The following is a 16,320-nucleotide window of genomic DNA, read 5'->3' on the forward strand; positions in this document are numbered from 1 at the left end:
GCCTGCCTGCCCATAGTATGCGCAAATCGTTTGCGCGCAGCCGCGATGCTGCATGTTTCCATCTCTCTCTCTGCGGCGGATGGCATAAAGCCACGCAACGCCGCGCTTATCGTGATGACCGACCATGTCTGATGTGATTGAACTTGCCTGCGACCTGATCGCCCGCCCCTCGGTGACGCCGGAGGATGCCGGCTGCCAGGAACTGATCGCACAACGGTTGGCGCATGCCGGCTTCGCCATCGAACGCCTGCGTTGCGGTCAGGTCGATAACCTGTGGGCGACCCACCGCGGTGGCGATGGTCCTGTCCTCGTGCTGCTTGGTCATACCGACGTGGTGCCGCCTGGACCTCGCGAGGCCTGGACCAGCGATCCATTCGTGCCGCAGATGCGCGACGGCGTGCTGTACGGCCGCGGTGCCGCCGACATGAAAGGCAGCGTGGCCGCATTCGTGATCGCGTGCGAACAGTATGTCGCGGCGCATCCGCAGCACCCTGGCACGCTGGCGGTACTGCTGACCAGCGACGAGGAAGGCCCGGCGATCGACGGCGTGCGCCACGTGGCACGCCTGTTCGCGGAACGTGGCGAACGCATCGACTGGTGCATCACCGGCGAACCTTCCTCCACCGAACGGCTCGGCGATCTGTTGCGCGTCGGGCGCCGCGGTAGCCTGTCTGGCACGCTGACGGTGCGCGGCGTACAAGGCCATGTGGCCTATCCGCACAAGGCGCGCAACCCGATTCATCTGGCCGCCCCGGCGCTGACCGAACTGGTCGCGCGGCATTGGGACGACGGCTACGAAAGCTTCCCGCCGACCAGCCTGCAGATTTCCAACGTGCATGCCGGGACCGGCGCCAATAATGTGATTCCCGGCGAGTTGCAGGTCGCCTTCAACCTGCGCTACACCCCGCATTGGGATGCAGCGCGGCTGGAAGTGGAGATCGCCGCGCTGCTCGAGCGCCATGGCCTGGACTACAGTGTGCAGTGGCATCGCAGCGGTGAACCTTTTTATACCCCTGAAGGCACCCTGCGCCAAGTAGCGCGCGAAGTACTCGGCGTTTTCGCCGGCGCGCCGCCGGAAGAGAGCACCGGCGGCGGCACCTCCGATGCGCGCTTCATCGCGCCATTGGGTGCGCAGTGCATCGAGGTCGGTCCGGTCAACGCCAGCATCCATCAGGTGGACGAACATGTGCGTGTGGCCGACTTGGAAGCGTTGCCGGGGCTCTACCTGCGCTTGATCGAACGGTTGCTGTCGTAACAGTTGCACTGGCTTGCGCACCGGGTTACGTTCGATGAATGAACGCGCTGACTGCCTTACGCTCGATTCGCGCCAACGCTCGCAACCATGCGCTGGCGAATAATCCTGCGTGGCCGATGCGGGTCTGCGACTAGGCGTTACCAGATAACATCACGCCCAGCCCTCAGAAAACCCGCATCGGTCGATGCGGGTTTTTTTGTGCGTGCATGGCCTTTTGCAATCACCCGGTGCGCCATGGCCGGGGACAATCCTCACTCGGCCCCACGATCAGGAGTTTCCCATGTGTTCGATTTTCGGCATCTTCGGCCTACAACCGGGCGACGATTTGCAGACATTGCGTCGGCAGGCGCTGGATTGCTCGCAACGGCAGCGCCATCGCGGTCCGGATTGGAGCGGCGTGTATGTCGACGCGGGTGCGATCCTGGTGCACGAGCGTCTGGCCATTGTCGATCCTACAGGTGGCGCGCAGCCCTTGCTGTCCGATGACGGCCAGTTGGCCTTGGCGGTCAACGGTGAGATCTACAACCACCGCGAACTGAAACAGCAACTGACCCAGTCCTATGCGTTCCAGACCGGTTCGGATTGCGAGGTGATCAACGCCCTGTACCGCGAGCAGGCACCAGCCGCGTTGCTCGACCGGCTCAACGGTATCTTCGCCTTCGCGCTATGGGACAAGGCCGCAGGCCGCGTGCTGATTGCGCGCGATCCGATGGGTGTGTGCCCGTTGTATTGGGGCCATGACGCGCAGGGACGCCTGCGCGTAGCCTCGGAGATGAAATCGCTGGCCGACAGTTGCGCCGACGTCGCCCAATTCCCGCCAGGCCACTACTACGACAGTGCCAGTGGCGCGTTGGTGCAGTACTACCGCAGGCCGTGGCGCGATTACGCCGCCGTGCAGGGCGTGGAGGTGAGCAAGCAGGAATTGCGCGAGGCGTTCGAGCGCGCCGTGCATCGCCAATTGATGACCGACGTGCCCTATGGTGTGTTGTTGTCCGGCGGCCTGGATTCCTCGCTGGTGGCGGCGGTGGCTGCGCGCTTTGCGCGCAAGCGGATCGAGGAGAACGACCAGGCCGAGGCCTGGTGGCCGCGCCTGCATTCCTTCGCGATTGGCCTAAAGGGATCGCCCGATTTGGCCGCTGCCGCGATTGCCGCCGAGGCGCTGGGCACCGTGCATCACGGCTTCGAATACACCTTCGAAGAAGGTCTTGATGCGCTGCCGGAGGTCATTCGGCATATCGAGACCTACGACGTCACCACCATCCGCGCTTCCACTCCGATGTTCCTGCTGGCGCGGCGGATCAAGGCGATGGGAGTGAAGATGGTGCTGTCCGGCGAGGGCAGCGACGAAATTTTCGGTGGCTATCTGTATTTTCACAAGGCACCGAACGCGCGCGAGTTCCATGAAGAGCTGATCCGCAAACTCGACGCGTTGTACAACTACGATTGCCTGCGCGCCAACAAGTCGATGATGGCCTGGGGCGTGGAGCCGCGCGTGCCGTTTCTGGATGTGGAATTTCTGGAGGTGGCGATGCGCATGGACGCCCAGCACAAAATGGCGGGCACCCGCGCCGATGGCAGCAAGCGCATCGAGAAGGCGGTGTTGCGCGAGGCGTTCGAGGGCTATCTGCCGGAGTCGATCCTGTGGCGGCAGAAGGAGCAGTTCAGCGATGGCGTCGGGTATGGCTGGATCGATGGGTTGAAGGCGCATGCCGACACGCAGGTCAGCGACCGCGAACTCGCCGCGGCCGATAAGCGCTTCTCGGTGAATCCGCCGCAAACCAAGGAAGCCTATTACTACCGTAGTCTGTTCGAACGCGCTTTCCCCACGCCAGCGGCAGCCGAGACCGTGCCCGGCGGCAAGTCGATTGCGTGCTCCTCGCCAGCGGCGATTGCCTGGGACGCGAGTTTCGCTTCGATGGCCGATCCCTCCGGGCGGGCGGTGGCCGGCGTGCACGAACAGGCGCTGACCTGATCGATGCGGCGGGGCGTGCCGTGCCGTGGTATTCCCCGCCTGCCGTTCGAACCGACGCGATTGTGCGCGAGGGCCTATAGAGTGCCGATCGCACAAGGAAGCACATTATTTTGTCGGAACGGACAGATTGGGCGATCATGCATCCGCGATTGGCCGTGTTTCTACGGGCCAGTTGCAAGGGAAAGGATCAAGTCGATTTCAATCATCGTCGCTGAGGCATCCGTTTCCGGAGATTTCCCTGATTCTGGAGAGGAATGCCCTTCGATAAGGATCCTGGTTATGCGGAAAGCATAGCGGAACAAAAATGGCTTGATCGCCATGGCTTTCCAGCGGTTATTCGAATCGCATGCAGTGCCCGTAGCGTTCGGGTTGGATGTCCACGCCGGAGGCTTCGCCTTCGTTGTTGCGCCATAGGTTCCGGTGGAAGTCGGTACCTTTGCAGTTGGCGGCGCGGTCCACGCCGACCGTGTAGGTGTGCGGATTGCCGCGGAAGATGTTGTGTTCGAAGGTGTTGTCCTGGCTCATGCTGTTGTCCCAGCACAGGATCTCTGGCGTGCGATGGCGGATCGAACAGGTCAGGTAGAGGCCCGCGCCCTTGTTATTGAGGAATTGGTTGCCGGTAAACAGGTTGCCTCGTGCATCTGCCAAGTACACGCCCTGGCTGCCATTGCGCTCCAGGCGGTTATTCCGGATTTCGCTGTCTTCCAGGTGCTCGGTGGTGATGCCGGCGGCGACATTGTCATGAATCGTGTTGTCGAGTAGTTTGATCTTGGCGCTGCGGTTGAACGACACCCCGTCCCAGGTCGCGCCGGAGATGTCGTTGTGGGCGATCAGTAGGTCGTGGCTGTCGTATTCGCTGAGCAGGCAGGCGCTGCGGCATTTGCTCACCCGCAGATGGGTGAGCTGGATGTCCTGTCCGTTGCGTACCACCACCAGGCTGTTGCTCAGGTACGGGAGTTCGGGCATGAATTCCTTCTGGGCGTCGCCGCCGACGATCTGCAATCGGGTGATCTGGACGTCGCGGATCGGCCGCAGCGGGCGTTCGTGCTGATAGTCGCCGAGCACGATGGTCGGTTGTTGCACGCCATCGCGCATGCGTAGCACCGTCGCATCGCCCTGGCCGCGCAGGCGCAGACCGTTGCGCTGGATCGACAGCAGTTTGTTCAAGTGGAACTCGCCGGCGCTCAGGCAGAGCGTTGCTGGTTTGCCATCGTTGGGTAGGCGGTCGATCACGGTCTGCAGATCGTTGCCGGGTTCTGCGCGCACGCTGCAATCGGTATCGGCCTCGGCCTCGGCGCGAGACGGCGCAGCGTGGGCGGCAGACGCGAGGGCCGCAGCCAGCGGCAGCAGCAGGGCGAGCATGGGGCGATGCTTCATCGGGTGCGGACTCCACGTGGGGTAGGAGAGGCGGGATTGTCGGTGTACGCTACGTTACCGGCATGGTGGTAGGGCGTCATTGTCGTGCCGGTGAGCTTAATGTCAGCGTGTGGAGCGTCGGTGGAGTCTAGACGCTGCGCGTGTCGTGCTTACGTGGTGGTTGACGCAGGCTGTGCGCTTTATCACGTATGGATGCGATGGCGCGCAGACCGGCAGTGCCATCTATGGAGTCGGGATGTGAATGATTCCGATTGGAACGTGGCAGCGCCGTCTCGTGCATTATGGCGGCTTCAATCGAAACCATGGAGCCCGCTCATGAAGGGACACCCCGACGTCGTTCACTGCCTCAAGGAATTGCTGCGCGGTGAACTAGCCGCGCGCGACCAGTATTTCATTCACTCGCGGCGCTACGAAGATCAGGGCCTGCTGGCGCTGTACGAGCGCATCAATCACGAGATGGAAGAGGAGACCGAGCATGCCGATGCGTTGCTGCGGCGCATCCTGTTCCTGGAGGGCGACCCGGACATGCGTCCGCTCGCGTTCGAGCCCGGTCGCACGGTCGAGGAAATGTTGGAAAAGGACTTGAAGGTCGAATACGAGGTGCGCGCGAATCTGGCTGCGGCTATGAAGTTGTGCGAGCAGCATGGCGACTACGTCAGCCGCGACGTGCTGCTGGCGCAATTGCGCGACACCGAAGAGGACCATGCCTGGTGGCTGGAGCAGCAATTGGGGTTGATCAAACGCCTGGGCCTGGCGCTGTACCAGACCGCGCAGATCGACGCGCGCACCTCCGGCAACGATGCCTGAGCGCGATGCCTCCCGTGCGCGGGAGGCATCGCACATGTGGCCGGATCGTGTCGATGCGCGGCCCTGGCTTGCGCGTTCCTGCTTTCCGGCGAATCGCTACTAACAAAGCGTCGCCAGCTGCTGTCGGGTGGGCGCGGACAGCGCGCAGAAACCGCAGTACACAGCAGGTACATGAGGATTCCGAGTACTGCCCACGCCCGTCCGGCGGCGACGCAGTCGTTTTGTCAGCTACTTTTATTCCACCGCCAGCTCGTCCACCTTTTGCCAGCCACGCGGCAGCAGGCCGCCGCGGCTGGCGCGCGCGCCCAGATAGGCGTCCAGGTCTTTGAACGACAGCGACATGGTGCGCTGGCCGCTCTTCACCAGCAGGGTGTTGCCCGGCGTCACCGCCGCGATCGCCACCACTCGCTCGGTGCCGAGCTTGGCCTTGGGGATGTCGATGATCTTGTTGCCTTTGCCCTTGTCCAGCTCGGGCAGGTCGGCGACCGGGAAGGCCAGCAGATGGCCGGCGCTGGTGACCGCGACGATGCGGTCGGTGTCTGCATTGCCAACCGTGGCTGGAGCCAGCACTTTGGCGTTCGGGGTCAGGTTGAGCATGGCCTTGCCGGCCTTGTTACGGCTGGTCAGGTTCTCGAAGCGGGTGATGAAACCGTAGCCGTGCGAGGACGCCAACACCACTCGGGTGTCGTTTTCGCCGGTCGCCAGCGCTTGGAACGCCGCGCCGGCCGCGGGCGAGAAGCGCCCGGTCAACGGTTCGCCGTTGCCGCGCGCCGAGGGCAGGGTATGCGCCAGGGTCGAATAGGCGCGGCCTTCCGAATCCAGAAACGCCACCTGCTGGGTGCTGCGACCGCGCACCGCCGCCAGCAGGCTGTCGCCGTCGCGGTAGGCGAGGCCGGCCGGGTCCACGTCGTGGCTCTTGGCCGCGCGAATCCAGCCCTTCTCCGACATCACGATGGTCATCGGTTCGCTCGGTACCAATTCGGTTTCGTCGATGGCCTGCGCTGCTTCGCGCTGCACCAGCGGCGAGCGCCGCGCGTCGCCGAACTTCTTGGCGTCGGCGATCAGTTCGTCCTTGATCAGCTTCTTGAGCTTGGTCTTGCTGGCCAGCACCGCCTGCAACTGCTCGCGCTCCTTGGCCAGGGCGTCCTGTTCGCCGCGGATCTTCATCTCTTCCAGCCGCGCGAGCTGGCGCAGGCGGGTTTCCAGGATGTAGTCGGTCTGTTCCTCGCTGAGTGCGAAGCGCGCGATCAACGCCGGTTTCGGCTCGTCTTCGCTGCGGATGATGCGGATCACTTCGTCCAGGTTGAGGAATGCGACCAGCAGGCCTTCCAACAGGTGCAGGCGCCGTTCCACCTTCTCCAGGCGGTGATTGAGCCTGCGAACCACGGTGTCGCTGCGAAAACGCAGCCATTCCTCCAGCAGGGTCTTGAGGTTCTTGACCTGCGGGCGGCCGTCCAGGCCGATCACATTGAGATTGATGCGGTAGCTGCGCTCCAGGTCGGTGGTGGCGAACAGGTGGCCCATCAGGTGTTCTGCGTCGACCCGGTTGGAGCGCGGCACCAGCACCACGCGCACCGGATTGGCGTGGTCGGACTCGTCGCGGATGTCTTCCAGCCACGGCAGCTTCTTGGCGCGCATCTGTTGCGCGATCTGCTCGATCACCTTGGACGGGGAGACCTGGTAGGGCAGCGCGGTGACCACGATGTTGGTGTTTTCCTTCTGGTAGGTGGCGCGGGCGCGCACGCTGCCGTGCCCGGTTGCGTACATCGTGCGCAGGTCGGCGATCGGGGTGATGATCTCGGCGGTGCTCGGATAGTCCGGTCCACGCACGTGTTCGCACAACTCGGCGATGCTGGCGTCGGGGTCGTCGAGCAGGCGGATCAGCGCGCTGACGATCTCGTTGAGGTTGTGCGGCGGCACGTCGGTGGCCATGCCCACGGCGATGCCGGTGGTGCCGTTGAGCAACAGGTGCGGCAGCCGCGCCGGCATCCAGGTCGGTTCGTCCAGGGTGCCGTCGAAGTTCGGTGACCAGTCCACCGTGCCCTGGCCGAGCTCGCCGAGCAGCACTTCGGCGATCGGGGTCAACTTGGATTCGGTATAGCGCATGGCCGCGAACGATTTCGGATCGTCGGTGGAGCCGAAGTTGCCCTGGCCTTCGATCAGCGGATAGCGGTAGGAGAACGGCTGGGCCATCAGTACCAACGCTTCGTAGCAGGCGCTGTCGCCGTGCGGGTGGTACTTGCCGATCACGTCGCCGACGGTGCGTGCGGACTTCTTCGGCTTGGCCGCCGCGTTCAGGCCTAGCTCGCTCATCGCGTAGACGATGCGCCGCTGTACTGGTTTCAGGCCGTCGCCGAGAAACGGCAGGGCGCGGTCCAGTACGACGTACATGGAGTAGTCCAGGTAGGCGCGTTCGGCGTATTCGCGCAGTGGTAACTGTTCGAAGCCATGGAAGACGGGGCGGGGAAGATCGGTCATGCGCAGCAAACACCTTATAAGGGGAGGCGGCGAGGGACGCCGCAGAGCAACTGGTCGATTATCCGGATGCGGCCGGTAATGCCAAGCCGTGCGTGCGGTTGCCGCGGGTTTTTGATGGCCAGAGCGCGTGCCGGTGCAGGCCGTATGGTCGCGACGAAGTGGGTATTGCCGGGGTTGTGAGCCGGATCCATGCCGCGAGATCGGCGCTGCTGGTGTTGCCGCTAGGCAGGCGCATAGTCTGTGAAACGCCTAGGCCACTGGTGACCCAGGCGCTGATGTGAGGGGCGCAAGGTCTTCCCTTGCTGACGCTTGCCGCCGAGTTCAGCCCTACGGTTGGAGTTGCAGTGTGTACACGGTGGGGCCGGGCAAGAACGGCGTGGGTTTGCCCAGTACCCAGGCATCGTGGCCAGCGCCCCAGAACGGCGAGAGCGGGTCCCCGCTCTGGCCACCAGGCATCTCTGTGATGCCTTGTTCTTCGTGGCCAGGTGACACCACCATGCGCTCGGACGCGCCGAAGTCGGGAGTCTGTACGCGCGGCATGTTGGTGTCGCCGGGCAGCTTGTTGGCAGGCATGCACAGCAACGGCTGCAATATGGTCGGCAACGCCGCCGCCAGCGGATGACAGATCGCCGCCTTGTTATAGCTGCTTTGATCCAGTGGCCCCAGCCTTCTCAAGGTATCGCGGACCTGCATTGCCGCATCCTCCAAGAGCGCTTGCCAATTGGCATAGTGCCGCGGCAGCAAATTCATCGGTCGTTGTTGCAACAGTGGCCACGTCACGCCTTCCAATTGTGACAGATCAGGTTCGATGTAGTCCTTACCCAGCGCAACTTGTGCCGGAGCAGTGAGGCCATCGGCGATGCGGCTGTTTACGGCTTTGCGCCAATTGCTCACGATCCAGTAGCTGACCGAATCGATGGATGCGGCACCATTCCAGTTGGCTGCCGCAGTCGCAAGTGCCTGCAATGCCGGATGCTGGGCATCGCTGCGCGCGCCTTCGCTTTGCAGCAACTGCCACCAGCGACGTAGGAACAAGGCACGGTCGTCGAGTTGGATGCCGAGCATGTCGCTTTCGACGAAGTGGTCGCTGGCGAGCAGATCGTTGCGGATCTGCTGTGCACGTGCGCCCAGCGCATAGCCGCCGTCGCCTAGCCGGCGCAGTTTCGAGCCGTCGACTGTACGCGCGTTGGCGGTCCAAAGGCGGTCGCCGACCGGGTCGACGAGGCGTGGCGACAATCTGGTGGAAATATCCCACGGCGGGCAGTCGTAAGCGCTACCGGTACTGGCGGTGTTATGCACCAATTCGTTGGCCTGGGAGCAGTGGTTGCGTACGGGTAGCGGGCCGAGCACGCGCCAGGCGATGTGTCCGGCGCTGTCGCTCACGATCCAGTTCAGCGCGGGTATTGCTATGTCTTCGCCATTTTTCAATGCTTCATCAAGATCTTGGGTGCGGGCGAGATTGGCGATATTCAGGTTCAGCGCGCCTGGCAGTTGTGCGACCCAACGCAGCGCCAGTGCGCTGCCGTCCTGGTTCTGGTACAGGATGGGGCCATAGCGGGTGTCTTGTACATTCAGTGTCACTGGCGCTGCGCCGGCCACGTTGATCGTCTCCACGTGTGTGGTGACCGGCTCGCAGGCAGTGCTGGGGTTGCTGTAGGTACAGGGCTTGATCCGGTACCAGTCGGCGGTGTCTGCGTAACTATTGGTGAAGCCCCAGGCGATGTGTTTGTTGCTGCCGATCAGTATTGCTGGCACACCCGGCAAGGTGAAGCCGGTGACATCGACCCGTCCACCGGGTGCCTTCGGGTCCGCATAGCGCAAGCGAGCGCGGAACCAGATGTTCGGCACGGTCAGGTTCAAGTGCATGTCGTTGGCAAGAATGGCTCGACCGTCATTCGTCAGGTGCCCACTGACCGCCCAATTGTTGCTGCCTGGGGCGTTCGGCTTGGAAAGCCTGGTATGGCCGACTGCGCTGGTGTCAGGTGCTGGCAGTGTGCGCAGGTCAACCTTTGACGGCCCAGGCAATACTGCGTCGCCGCGCGGGGCGCCTTCCAGCGGTGCGTCCCAAGTGCTGCCGTCGTGACGTAACAGCGCCAGCAGGGCCGGTGGCAGCACGGCTTGCATCCGTGCCAGTGCCAGTTCGTCCAAGTTTTGGCTGTCCTGTAGTAAAAAGTACATCGCAGCGGCGCTCAGTTGCGAATCCTCTTTCTGCCACGCGCGTGGGACCTGTTTGAGTAGCAAGTAGGTCCATGGTGGCCGCTTCAGGTTGCTCAGGCCGCGGTTGACACCATCTGTGTAGGCTTGCAGTTGTGCTAGGCGATCACCGGCGAAGTTGCTGAGTTGGGCTTGTGCGCGTGCACGCATGCGATGCACACGGCTCTGTTCATCGCTAGCCAGCTGGCTGGGGCCAATGAGTTCGGCCAACTCGCCGGCTGTTGAGCGGCGTAGCAGATCCATGTCGAAATAGCGCTCTTGCGCATGGACGTAACCGAGCACGCGCATGGCATCGGTTTCGTTAGCAGCATCGATGGTGACAACGTCCTGGGCATCACGGCTGATGGTCGCCGGTGCGGATAGGCCGGGCAGCGTCAGGCAGCCGTCTAGCTTTGCATGGCCACCTTCCAACAATCCCGATTCGAAAAGTCTTGAGTCCAGGGGGCTCGCTGAGAGTGCAGTGCTCAGGAGTAACGACAACACCAGTCCAATCACCGTGGTTTTTTTATTAACTTTCACAGCGACTCATCTCCGATGATCAGTAAGGCATAGGTGAGTATTTATAAATTAAAGTGGCTGGGCCTGGAGGTAGACATTGCAGCTCCTTTCTTTAAATAATGTCAGCGAGTTGCACAGGCCGCTCATTCGCAGCATCTTGCACGGTGTTGTGGCGGCAATTGCCAATATGTGGCAAGGCCAAGAGCGGCGAAAAACTTTTTTGAATGCTGTATCTCAGATGGAAAATTGTCAATATCAAAGCGCAAATGAGGTATATATCCCAATTTTAAAGCGCAACGCATTGAATCGCTGATTCGGAAAATCAAGCCTTATTCCCAAGGTGGTGCGACTTCGGGTCAGTAATTGGCAGTCCCGCAACGGCATCGTCTATGTCTTGCGCACCGGCATCGCGTGGGAGGAGCCGTCTCTGACGCGTGGTGATGGCAGCGGCATGATCTGCTGGCGGCGGCTGCGTGATCGGCAAGCCAGCGACGTGTGGCATCGTCTGCATCATGGTGTTGCTGACCGAGCTACGTCGCGCCAAGAAACTTGATCTGAGCCGAGCGAGTTCGGACGCCGCCTCAGTTGCCTTGACCCCCGATCAGCCGATAGCGCTAGGAAAACGGCTGCGCCATTAGCACCAATCCCTTCGTCGCAGTGGCTCTGGTCGGTTATCCGGATGCGGCTGGTAATGCCAAGCCGTGCGTGCCGCGTGGCCGGCTGTGGGCGATCCATGAAACGGGTCGAGCCAGGCGTGGCGGCCCCCCATGTGTCGGGATGGGTCTCCCATGCGGCGGCATAGTCTGCTTTCATGGAATGCTTAATTTCGGAAGCAATATTTTCTTGACAAATATTTTTATGTGAAAATAATTGACCCTATGAGCACCTTCTCCTCCCCTGACCGTCCCTCGTTCGGCTTGCTCCTGCGGCAGGTGCGCGATGCTCTGATGCGTCGCTTGGATGCTGGGATGGCCGAGTTACAGCTCGGTTTAGGTGCCAGTCATTACATCGGCATGAAGGCTTTGGCCCACATGTCGCCGTGCAGTGCCAACGCCTTGGCTCAGGCAATCGACCAGAACCCCAGCGCGGTCACCCGCCTGCTGGACAAGTTCGAGGAACTTGGATGGGTGCGCCGCGAAGCACACGCGCATGATCGGCGTGCCTTGCGCATCGTCCTAAATGATGAAGGCCGCGCCATGTGGGAGCAACTCAGGCTGCGTGGCGACGAGGTCATCGCCAGCGCGTTGGGCGACCTTTCCGCTGAGGAGCGTGAGCACCTCACTTCGCTGTTGATCCGCGTTCGCGATTCTCTCAATTCCTTATGAATATGCTCATGAAGCCATCCATCACGTCCCCTCGTCTGCGTTCGCTGGTGGTCGCGGCACTTCCCCTGGCGCTGGCCGCATGCGCCAGCAGTCGTGGGCTGGAACCCCTTGGCCACCGGCTCGATGCCGATCGCCAGTTGCATCTCGATCAGACCTTGCATACCGACGTCCTGGCGCCTGCGCCGTGGCCGCAGCAGGACTGGTGGAAGGCGTTGGGCGATCGGCAACTCGACGCGCTGATTGCCGAAGCCCTGCAGGGCACGCCGAGTCTGGAGGCGGCCGACGCGCGCCTGCGTCTGGCGCAGGCGCAGGCCGGTGCCGCCGATGCCGATCGTGGCGCCAAATTGTCGCTGTCGGCCGGTTACACCGGGCTGCAACTGCCTAAGGACATGGTCGGCGACAAGATCGGTGGCAAATACCTCCACGCCGAGCAGGCGCTGTTGGATTTCAGCTACGGCGTCGACTTGTGGGGTGGCAAACGTGCAGCGTGGGAGGCGGTGGTGGATCAGGCGCATGCGGCGCAGGTGGATGCGCAGGCCGCGCGTCTGGAGCTGTCCGCCGCTGTCGCCCGTGCGTATGTGCAACTCGGTTACGCCTGGCAGTTGTACGACCTTGCCGGTGCGGAACTGGCGCGCGCCGATCGCAGCCTGAAACTGGTGCGACAGCGGCGCGATGCCGGGATCGACAGCACGTTGCAGCTGCGTCAGGCGGAGGCGCGCGTGCCGGTGGCGCGCCAGCAGCAGCAGGCGGCGCAACAGCAGATCGACGAAGCACGGATCGCGCTGGCTGCCTTGCTCGGCCGTGGTCCCGATCGCGGGTTGCAGATCCAGCGCCCGCGCCTGCTCGACCCACAGGCGGTGTCGCTGCCGTCGGTGCTGCCGAGCGACCTGCTCGGCCGTCGTCCCGACGTGGTCGCCGCGCGCTGGCGGGTCGATGCCGCTGCGCAGGGGATTCATGCGGCCAAGACGCAGTTCTACCCCAGCATCAATCTCACGTTTCTGGGCGGCCTTGTCTCGAGCAACCCGAGCGACTTCTTCAAGAGCGGGTCGGTGCTGGGCATTCTCAGTCCTGGGGTGAGCCTGCCGTTGTTCGATAGCGGCCGATTGCGCAGTCGGCTTGCCGAACGCGATGCGCAGTACGACCTGGCGGTGGCCAATTACAATCAGGCGCTGGTGGCAGCGCTGCGCGAAGTGGCCGATCAGGTCAGTGCGGCGCGCTCGCTTGCGCAGCAGGCCCAGCAGCAGGCGCAGGCGGTGGACACCGCGCAAGCCGCCTTCGATCTGGCCCAACAGCGCTACCACGCCGGCATCGGCAACTATCTGGACGTGCTCAGCGTCCAGCAGCAATTGTTCGAGGCGCAGCAGCGTCTGGCCTCGCTGCAGACAAACCAAATCCTGGTCTCGGTGCGCCTGAATCAGGCACTGGGCGGTGGTTACGAAGCCACTTCCGCTGCCGATGCACCAAGGTCTTCTTCCGCTTCTTCGCATTCCTGAGATCGCTGCAATGAATCAGACAACCACTCCCGCTTCCTCAGTTGACGCCTCCAGCCGGCGCGGCAAGCTGCTGCGCGGCCTGGCCGTCGTCGTGGTGCTGGCGCTGATCGCCTTCGCGATCTGGTATTTCTGCATTGGTCGCTGGTACGAGCACACGGACGATGCTTACGTGCAGGGCAATCTGGTGCAGATCACACCCATGGTCGCCGGTACCGTGGTGCGGATCGACGCCGACGATGGCATGCGCGTGGAGCGCGGTCAGCCGCTGGTGACGCTCGATCCGGCCGATACCGAGGTGGCGCTGCAGCAGGCCGAGGCCAATCTGGCGCGCACTGTGCGTCAGGTCCGCGGCTTGTACCGCTCGGTCGACGGCGCACAGGCCGAACTGTCCGCGCAGCAGGTGATTCTGCAGCGCGCCCGCGCCGACGTCGCCCGCCGTACCGGCCTGGTGGCCAACGGTGCGATCTCCGCCGAAGAACTGGCGCATGCCCGCGACCAGTTGGCCGCCGCCGAAGCGGCCGTCAGCGGCTCGCGCGAAACCTTGGCGCGCAGCAGCGCGTTGATCGACACCACTGGCATCGATCAACAACCCGACGTGCAGGCCGCTGCCGCGCAGATGCGTCAAGCCTTCCTCAACAACGCGCGTACCGCCATTCTGGCGCCGGTTTCCGGCTACGTGGCGCGGCGTTCGGCGCAGGTCGGCCAGCGCGTGCAGCCTGGTACCACGTTGATGGCGGTGGTGCCGCTGAATCAGGTCTGGGTGGATGCCAATTTCAAGGAAACCCAGCTCAAGCATATGCGTCTGGGCCAGCCGGTGGACATGGAGTCGGACGTGTACGGCAGTGCGGTGGTCTACCATGGCACGGTACAGAGCCTGGGAATTGGCACCGGCAGTGCGTTCTCGTTGCTGCCGTCGCAGAACGCCAGCGGTAATTGGATCAAGATCGTGCAGCGCGTGCCGGTGCGCATCGCCATCGATGCCAAGCAACTGGCGGAGCATCCGCTGCGCATCGGCCTGTCGATGAAGACCGAGGTCGACATGCACCAGCAGAACGGCAATGTGCTGCCGATCAAGCCGGCTGCCGGCCCGCTGTTGGGCACCGATGTTTACGCGCAACAGTTGCAGCAAGCCGACGCGGCGGTCGCGCAGATCATTCGCGCCAACCTGCCCGCTGTCGCCAAGGCGAATTGAGCCCGCCATGTCCAACCAAGCTGCCGCTCCTGCCGCGCCCGGGATGCCGGGCGCACCGGTCGCCGGATTTCGCCCGGCCAGCGTGGCGTTGTGCACGTTTGGCCTGGCCCTGGCCTCGTTCATGCAGGTGCTCGACACCACCATCGCCAATGTGTCCTTGCCGACCATCGCCGGCAATCTCGGCGCCAGTTCGCAACAGGCGACCTGGGTCATCACCTCGTTTGCGGTGAGCAATGCAATCGCGCTGCCGTTGACCGGGTTCCTCAGCCGCCGGTTCGGCGAGACCAAGTTGTTCGTGTGGGCCACGTTGGCCTTCACCATGGCCTCGTTGCTGTGCGGCCTGGCGCAGAGCATGGGCATGCTGGTGGTGTCGCGTGCGCTGCAGGGCTTCGTCTGTGGTCCGATGTATCCGATCACCCAGAGCCTGCTGGTTTCCGTGTATCCGCGCGAAAAGCGCGGGCATGCGCTTGCGCTGCTGGCGATGATCACCGTCGTGGCGCCCATCGCGGGGCCGATTCTCGGTGGCTGGATCACCGATAACTACAGTTGGGAGTGGATTTTCTTCATCAACGTGCCGCTGGGTATCCTCGCCGCGACGGTGGTCGGCGGGCAGTTACGCGACCGTCCCGAACCGGTCGAGCGTCCGCGCATGGACTATGTCGGCTTGATTACCCTGATCATCGGGGTGGGATGTCTGCAGGTGGTGCTCGACCTGGGCAACGACGAGGACTGGTTCAACTCGACCATGATCGTCGTGCTGAGTGCGATTTCGGTGGTGGCGCTGGCAACATTCGCGATCTGGGAGTTCACCGACAAAGATCCGATCGTCAACTTGCGTCTGTTCCGTCACCGCAATTTCCGCAGTGGCACCATGGCGCTGATCGTGGCTTATGCGGGATTTTTTGCCGTGTCGCTGCTGATCCCGCAGTGGTTGCAGCGCGACATGGGCTACACCGCGATCTGGGCCGGCCTTGCCACCGCGCCGATCGGGATCCTGCCGGTGATCATGACCCCGTTCGTCGGCAAGTACGCCTCGCGTTTCGATCTGCGCCTGCTTGCCAGTATCTCCTTTGTCGTCATGGCGATCACCAGTTTCATGCGCTCGGATTTCAATCTGCGCATCAGCTTCGAAAGCGTGGCCGGTGTCCAGTTGCTGATGGGGATCGGGGTGGCGCTGTTCTTCATGCCGATGTTGCAGATCCTGCTGTCGGATCTGGACGGGCGCGAGATCGCTGCCGGCTCCGGTCTGGCGACGTTCCTGCGGACTTTGGGCGGTAGCTTCGCCGCCTCGTTGACCACCTACCTGTGGGCCAAACGCACGCAGTTGCACCACGCGCATCTGACCGAGCATATCTCCGCATATTCGCCCAGCACGCAGGAACAGATACAAGCGATGGGGGGGGGCAGTCTGCAAAACGGTGCGGCGCTTCTCAACAACAGCATCAATCATCAGGCATCGCAGATGGGGTTCAACGACATCTGCTATCTGTTGGGCTGGGCGTTCTTGGCGATCATCTTCCTGGTGTGGCTGGCCAAGCCGCCGTTCGGTGGTGGGGGCGGAGCGGCGGCGGGAGGCCACTGAGGGCGGTTGCCCCGCTGCGGTGCGTCGTCTCCTGCGTTGGCGATGACGCTGCCGTGGCGTGGCGTGGCGTTTGGCTGCATGGCGCATCGATGGCCGGCGTGCAGGCGCGGTGTTGCGTGTCCAGTCG

10 protein-coding genes, 1 other RNA gene and 1 pseudogene are annotated in these 16,320 nt (G+C 63.1%); 8 read left to right on the forward strand and 4 right to left on the reverse strand.

The window, feature by feature from the left end:
- Positions 1 to 124 precede the first annotated feature (124 nt).
- Positions 125 to 1,255, forward strand: coding sequence for a succinyl-diaminopimelate desuccinylase (gene dapE, locus XalbCFBP2523_RS11640; RefSeq protein ID WP_045765970.1), 1,131 nt, complete (start codon positions 125 to 127; stop codon positions 1,253 to 1,255).
- A 280-nt stretch (positions 1,256 to 1,535) separates the two neighbouring features.
- Entirely contained in the window at positions 1,536 to 3,227 is a 1,692-nt protein-coding gene (gene asnB / locus XalbCFBP2523_RS11645) for an asparagine synthase B (protein ID WP_045765969.1), read from the forward strand.
- A gap of 333 nt (positions 3,228 to 3,560) precedes the next feature.
- On the opposite strand, the gene XalbCFBP2523_RS11650 is transcribed toward asnB, so the two are convergent.
- Positions 3,561 to 4,604 (reverse strand): right-handed parallel beta-helix repeat-containing protein, encoded by a 1,044-nt coding sequence (locus XalbCFBP2523_RS11650; protein ID WP_045764544.1) that lies wholly within the window; start codon positions 4,602 to 4,604, stop codon positions 3,561 to 3,563.
- Positions 4,605 to 4,919: 315 nt separating this feature from the next.
- Here XalbCFBP2523_RS11650 and bfr point away from each other — a divergent pair, with 315 nt between their 5' ends.
- The gene (gene bfr, locus XalbCFBP2523_RS11655) at positions 4,920 to 5,411 is read left to right on the forward strand and encodes a bacterioferritin (protein ID WP_012916497.1); all 492 of its coding nucleotides are present in this window, start codon (positions 4,920 to 4,922) and stop codon (positions 5,409 to 5,411) included.
- Positions 5,412 to 5,508: 97 nt separating this feature from the next.
- On the opposite strand, the gene XalbCFBP2523_RS11660 is transcribed toward bfr, so the two are convergent.
- From XalbCFBP2523_RS11660 to XalbCFBP2523_RS11670, 3 genes are all read right to left on the reverse strand, one after another.
- Positions 5,509 to 5,584: non-coding RNA, sX9 sRNA (locus XalbCFBP2523_RS11660), on the reverse strand.
- Positions 5,585 to 5,645: 61 nt separating this feature from the next.
- Positions 5,646 to 7,889 carry a DNA topoisomerase IV subunit A gene (parC, locus tag XalbCFBP2523_RS11665; RefSeq protein WP_045765968.1) on the reverse strand — a complete coding sequence of 748 codons (2,244 nt, stop codon included), beginning with the start codon at positions 7,887 to 7,889 and terminating at the stop codon, positions 5,646 to 5,648.
- Positions 7,890 to 8,216: 327 nt separating this feature from the next.
- Entirely contained in the window at positions 8,217 to 10,622 is a 2,406-nt protein-coding gene (locus XalbCFBP2523_RS11670; RefSeq protein WP_230599091.1) for a penicillin acylase family protein, read from the reverse strand.
- Positions 10,623 to 10,874: 252 nt separating this feature from the next.
- On the opposite strand from XalbCFBP2523_RS11670, the pseudogene XalbCFBP2523_RS11675 reads away from it, so the two are divergent.
- From XalbCFBP2523_RS11675 to XalbCFBP2523_RS11695, 5 genes and pseudogenes are all read left to right on the forward strand, one after another.
- A pseudogene (locus XalbCFBP2523_RS11675) lies at positions 10,875 to 11,209 on the forward strand (transposase); the annotation flags it as partial.
- 270 nt (positions 11,210 to 11,479) lie between these two features.
- Positions 11,480 to 11,926: a MarR family winged helix-turn-helix transcriptional regulator gene (locus XalbCFBP2523_RS11680; RefSeq protein ID WP_045765967.1), complete on the forward strand. Its 447-nt coding sequence runs from the start codon at positions 11,480 to 11,482 to the stop codon at positions 11,924 to 11,926.
- 8 nt (positions 11,927 to 11,934) lie between these two features.
- Positions 11,935 to 13,419, forward strand: coding sequence for an efflux transporter outer membrane subunit (locus tag XalbCFBP2523_RS11685; RefSeq protein ID WP_407070981.1), 1,485 nt, complete (start codon positions 11,935 to 11,937; stop codon positions 13,417 to 13,419).
- 10 nt (positions 13,420 to 13,429) lie between these two features.
- The gene (locus XalbCFBP2523_RS11690) at positions 13,430 to 14,611 is read left to right on the forward strand and encodes an HlyD/EmrA/EmrK family protein (RefSeq protein WP_045760832.1); all 1,182 of its coding nucleotides are present in this window, start codon (positions 13,430 to 13,432) and stop codon (positions 14,609 to 14,611) included.
- 7 nt (positions 14,612 to 14,618) lie between these two features.
- Positions 14,619 to 16,193, forward strand: coding sequence for a DHA2 family efflux MFS transporter permease subunit (locus tag XalbCFBP2523_RS11695; RefSeq protein WP_045765965.1), 1,575 nt, complete (start codon positions 14,619 to 14,621; stop codon positions 16,191 to 16,193).
- The last annotated feature ends 127 nt before the right edge of the window (positions 16,194 to 16,320 follow it).

Origin of the sequence: Xanthomonas albilineans, from assembly GCF_002939705.1 — a bacterium.
GTDB classification, from domain to species: domain Bacteria; phylum Pseudomonadota; class Gammaproteobacteria; order Xanthomonadales; family Xanthomonadaceae; genus Xanthomonas_A; species Xanthomonas_A albilineans.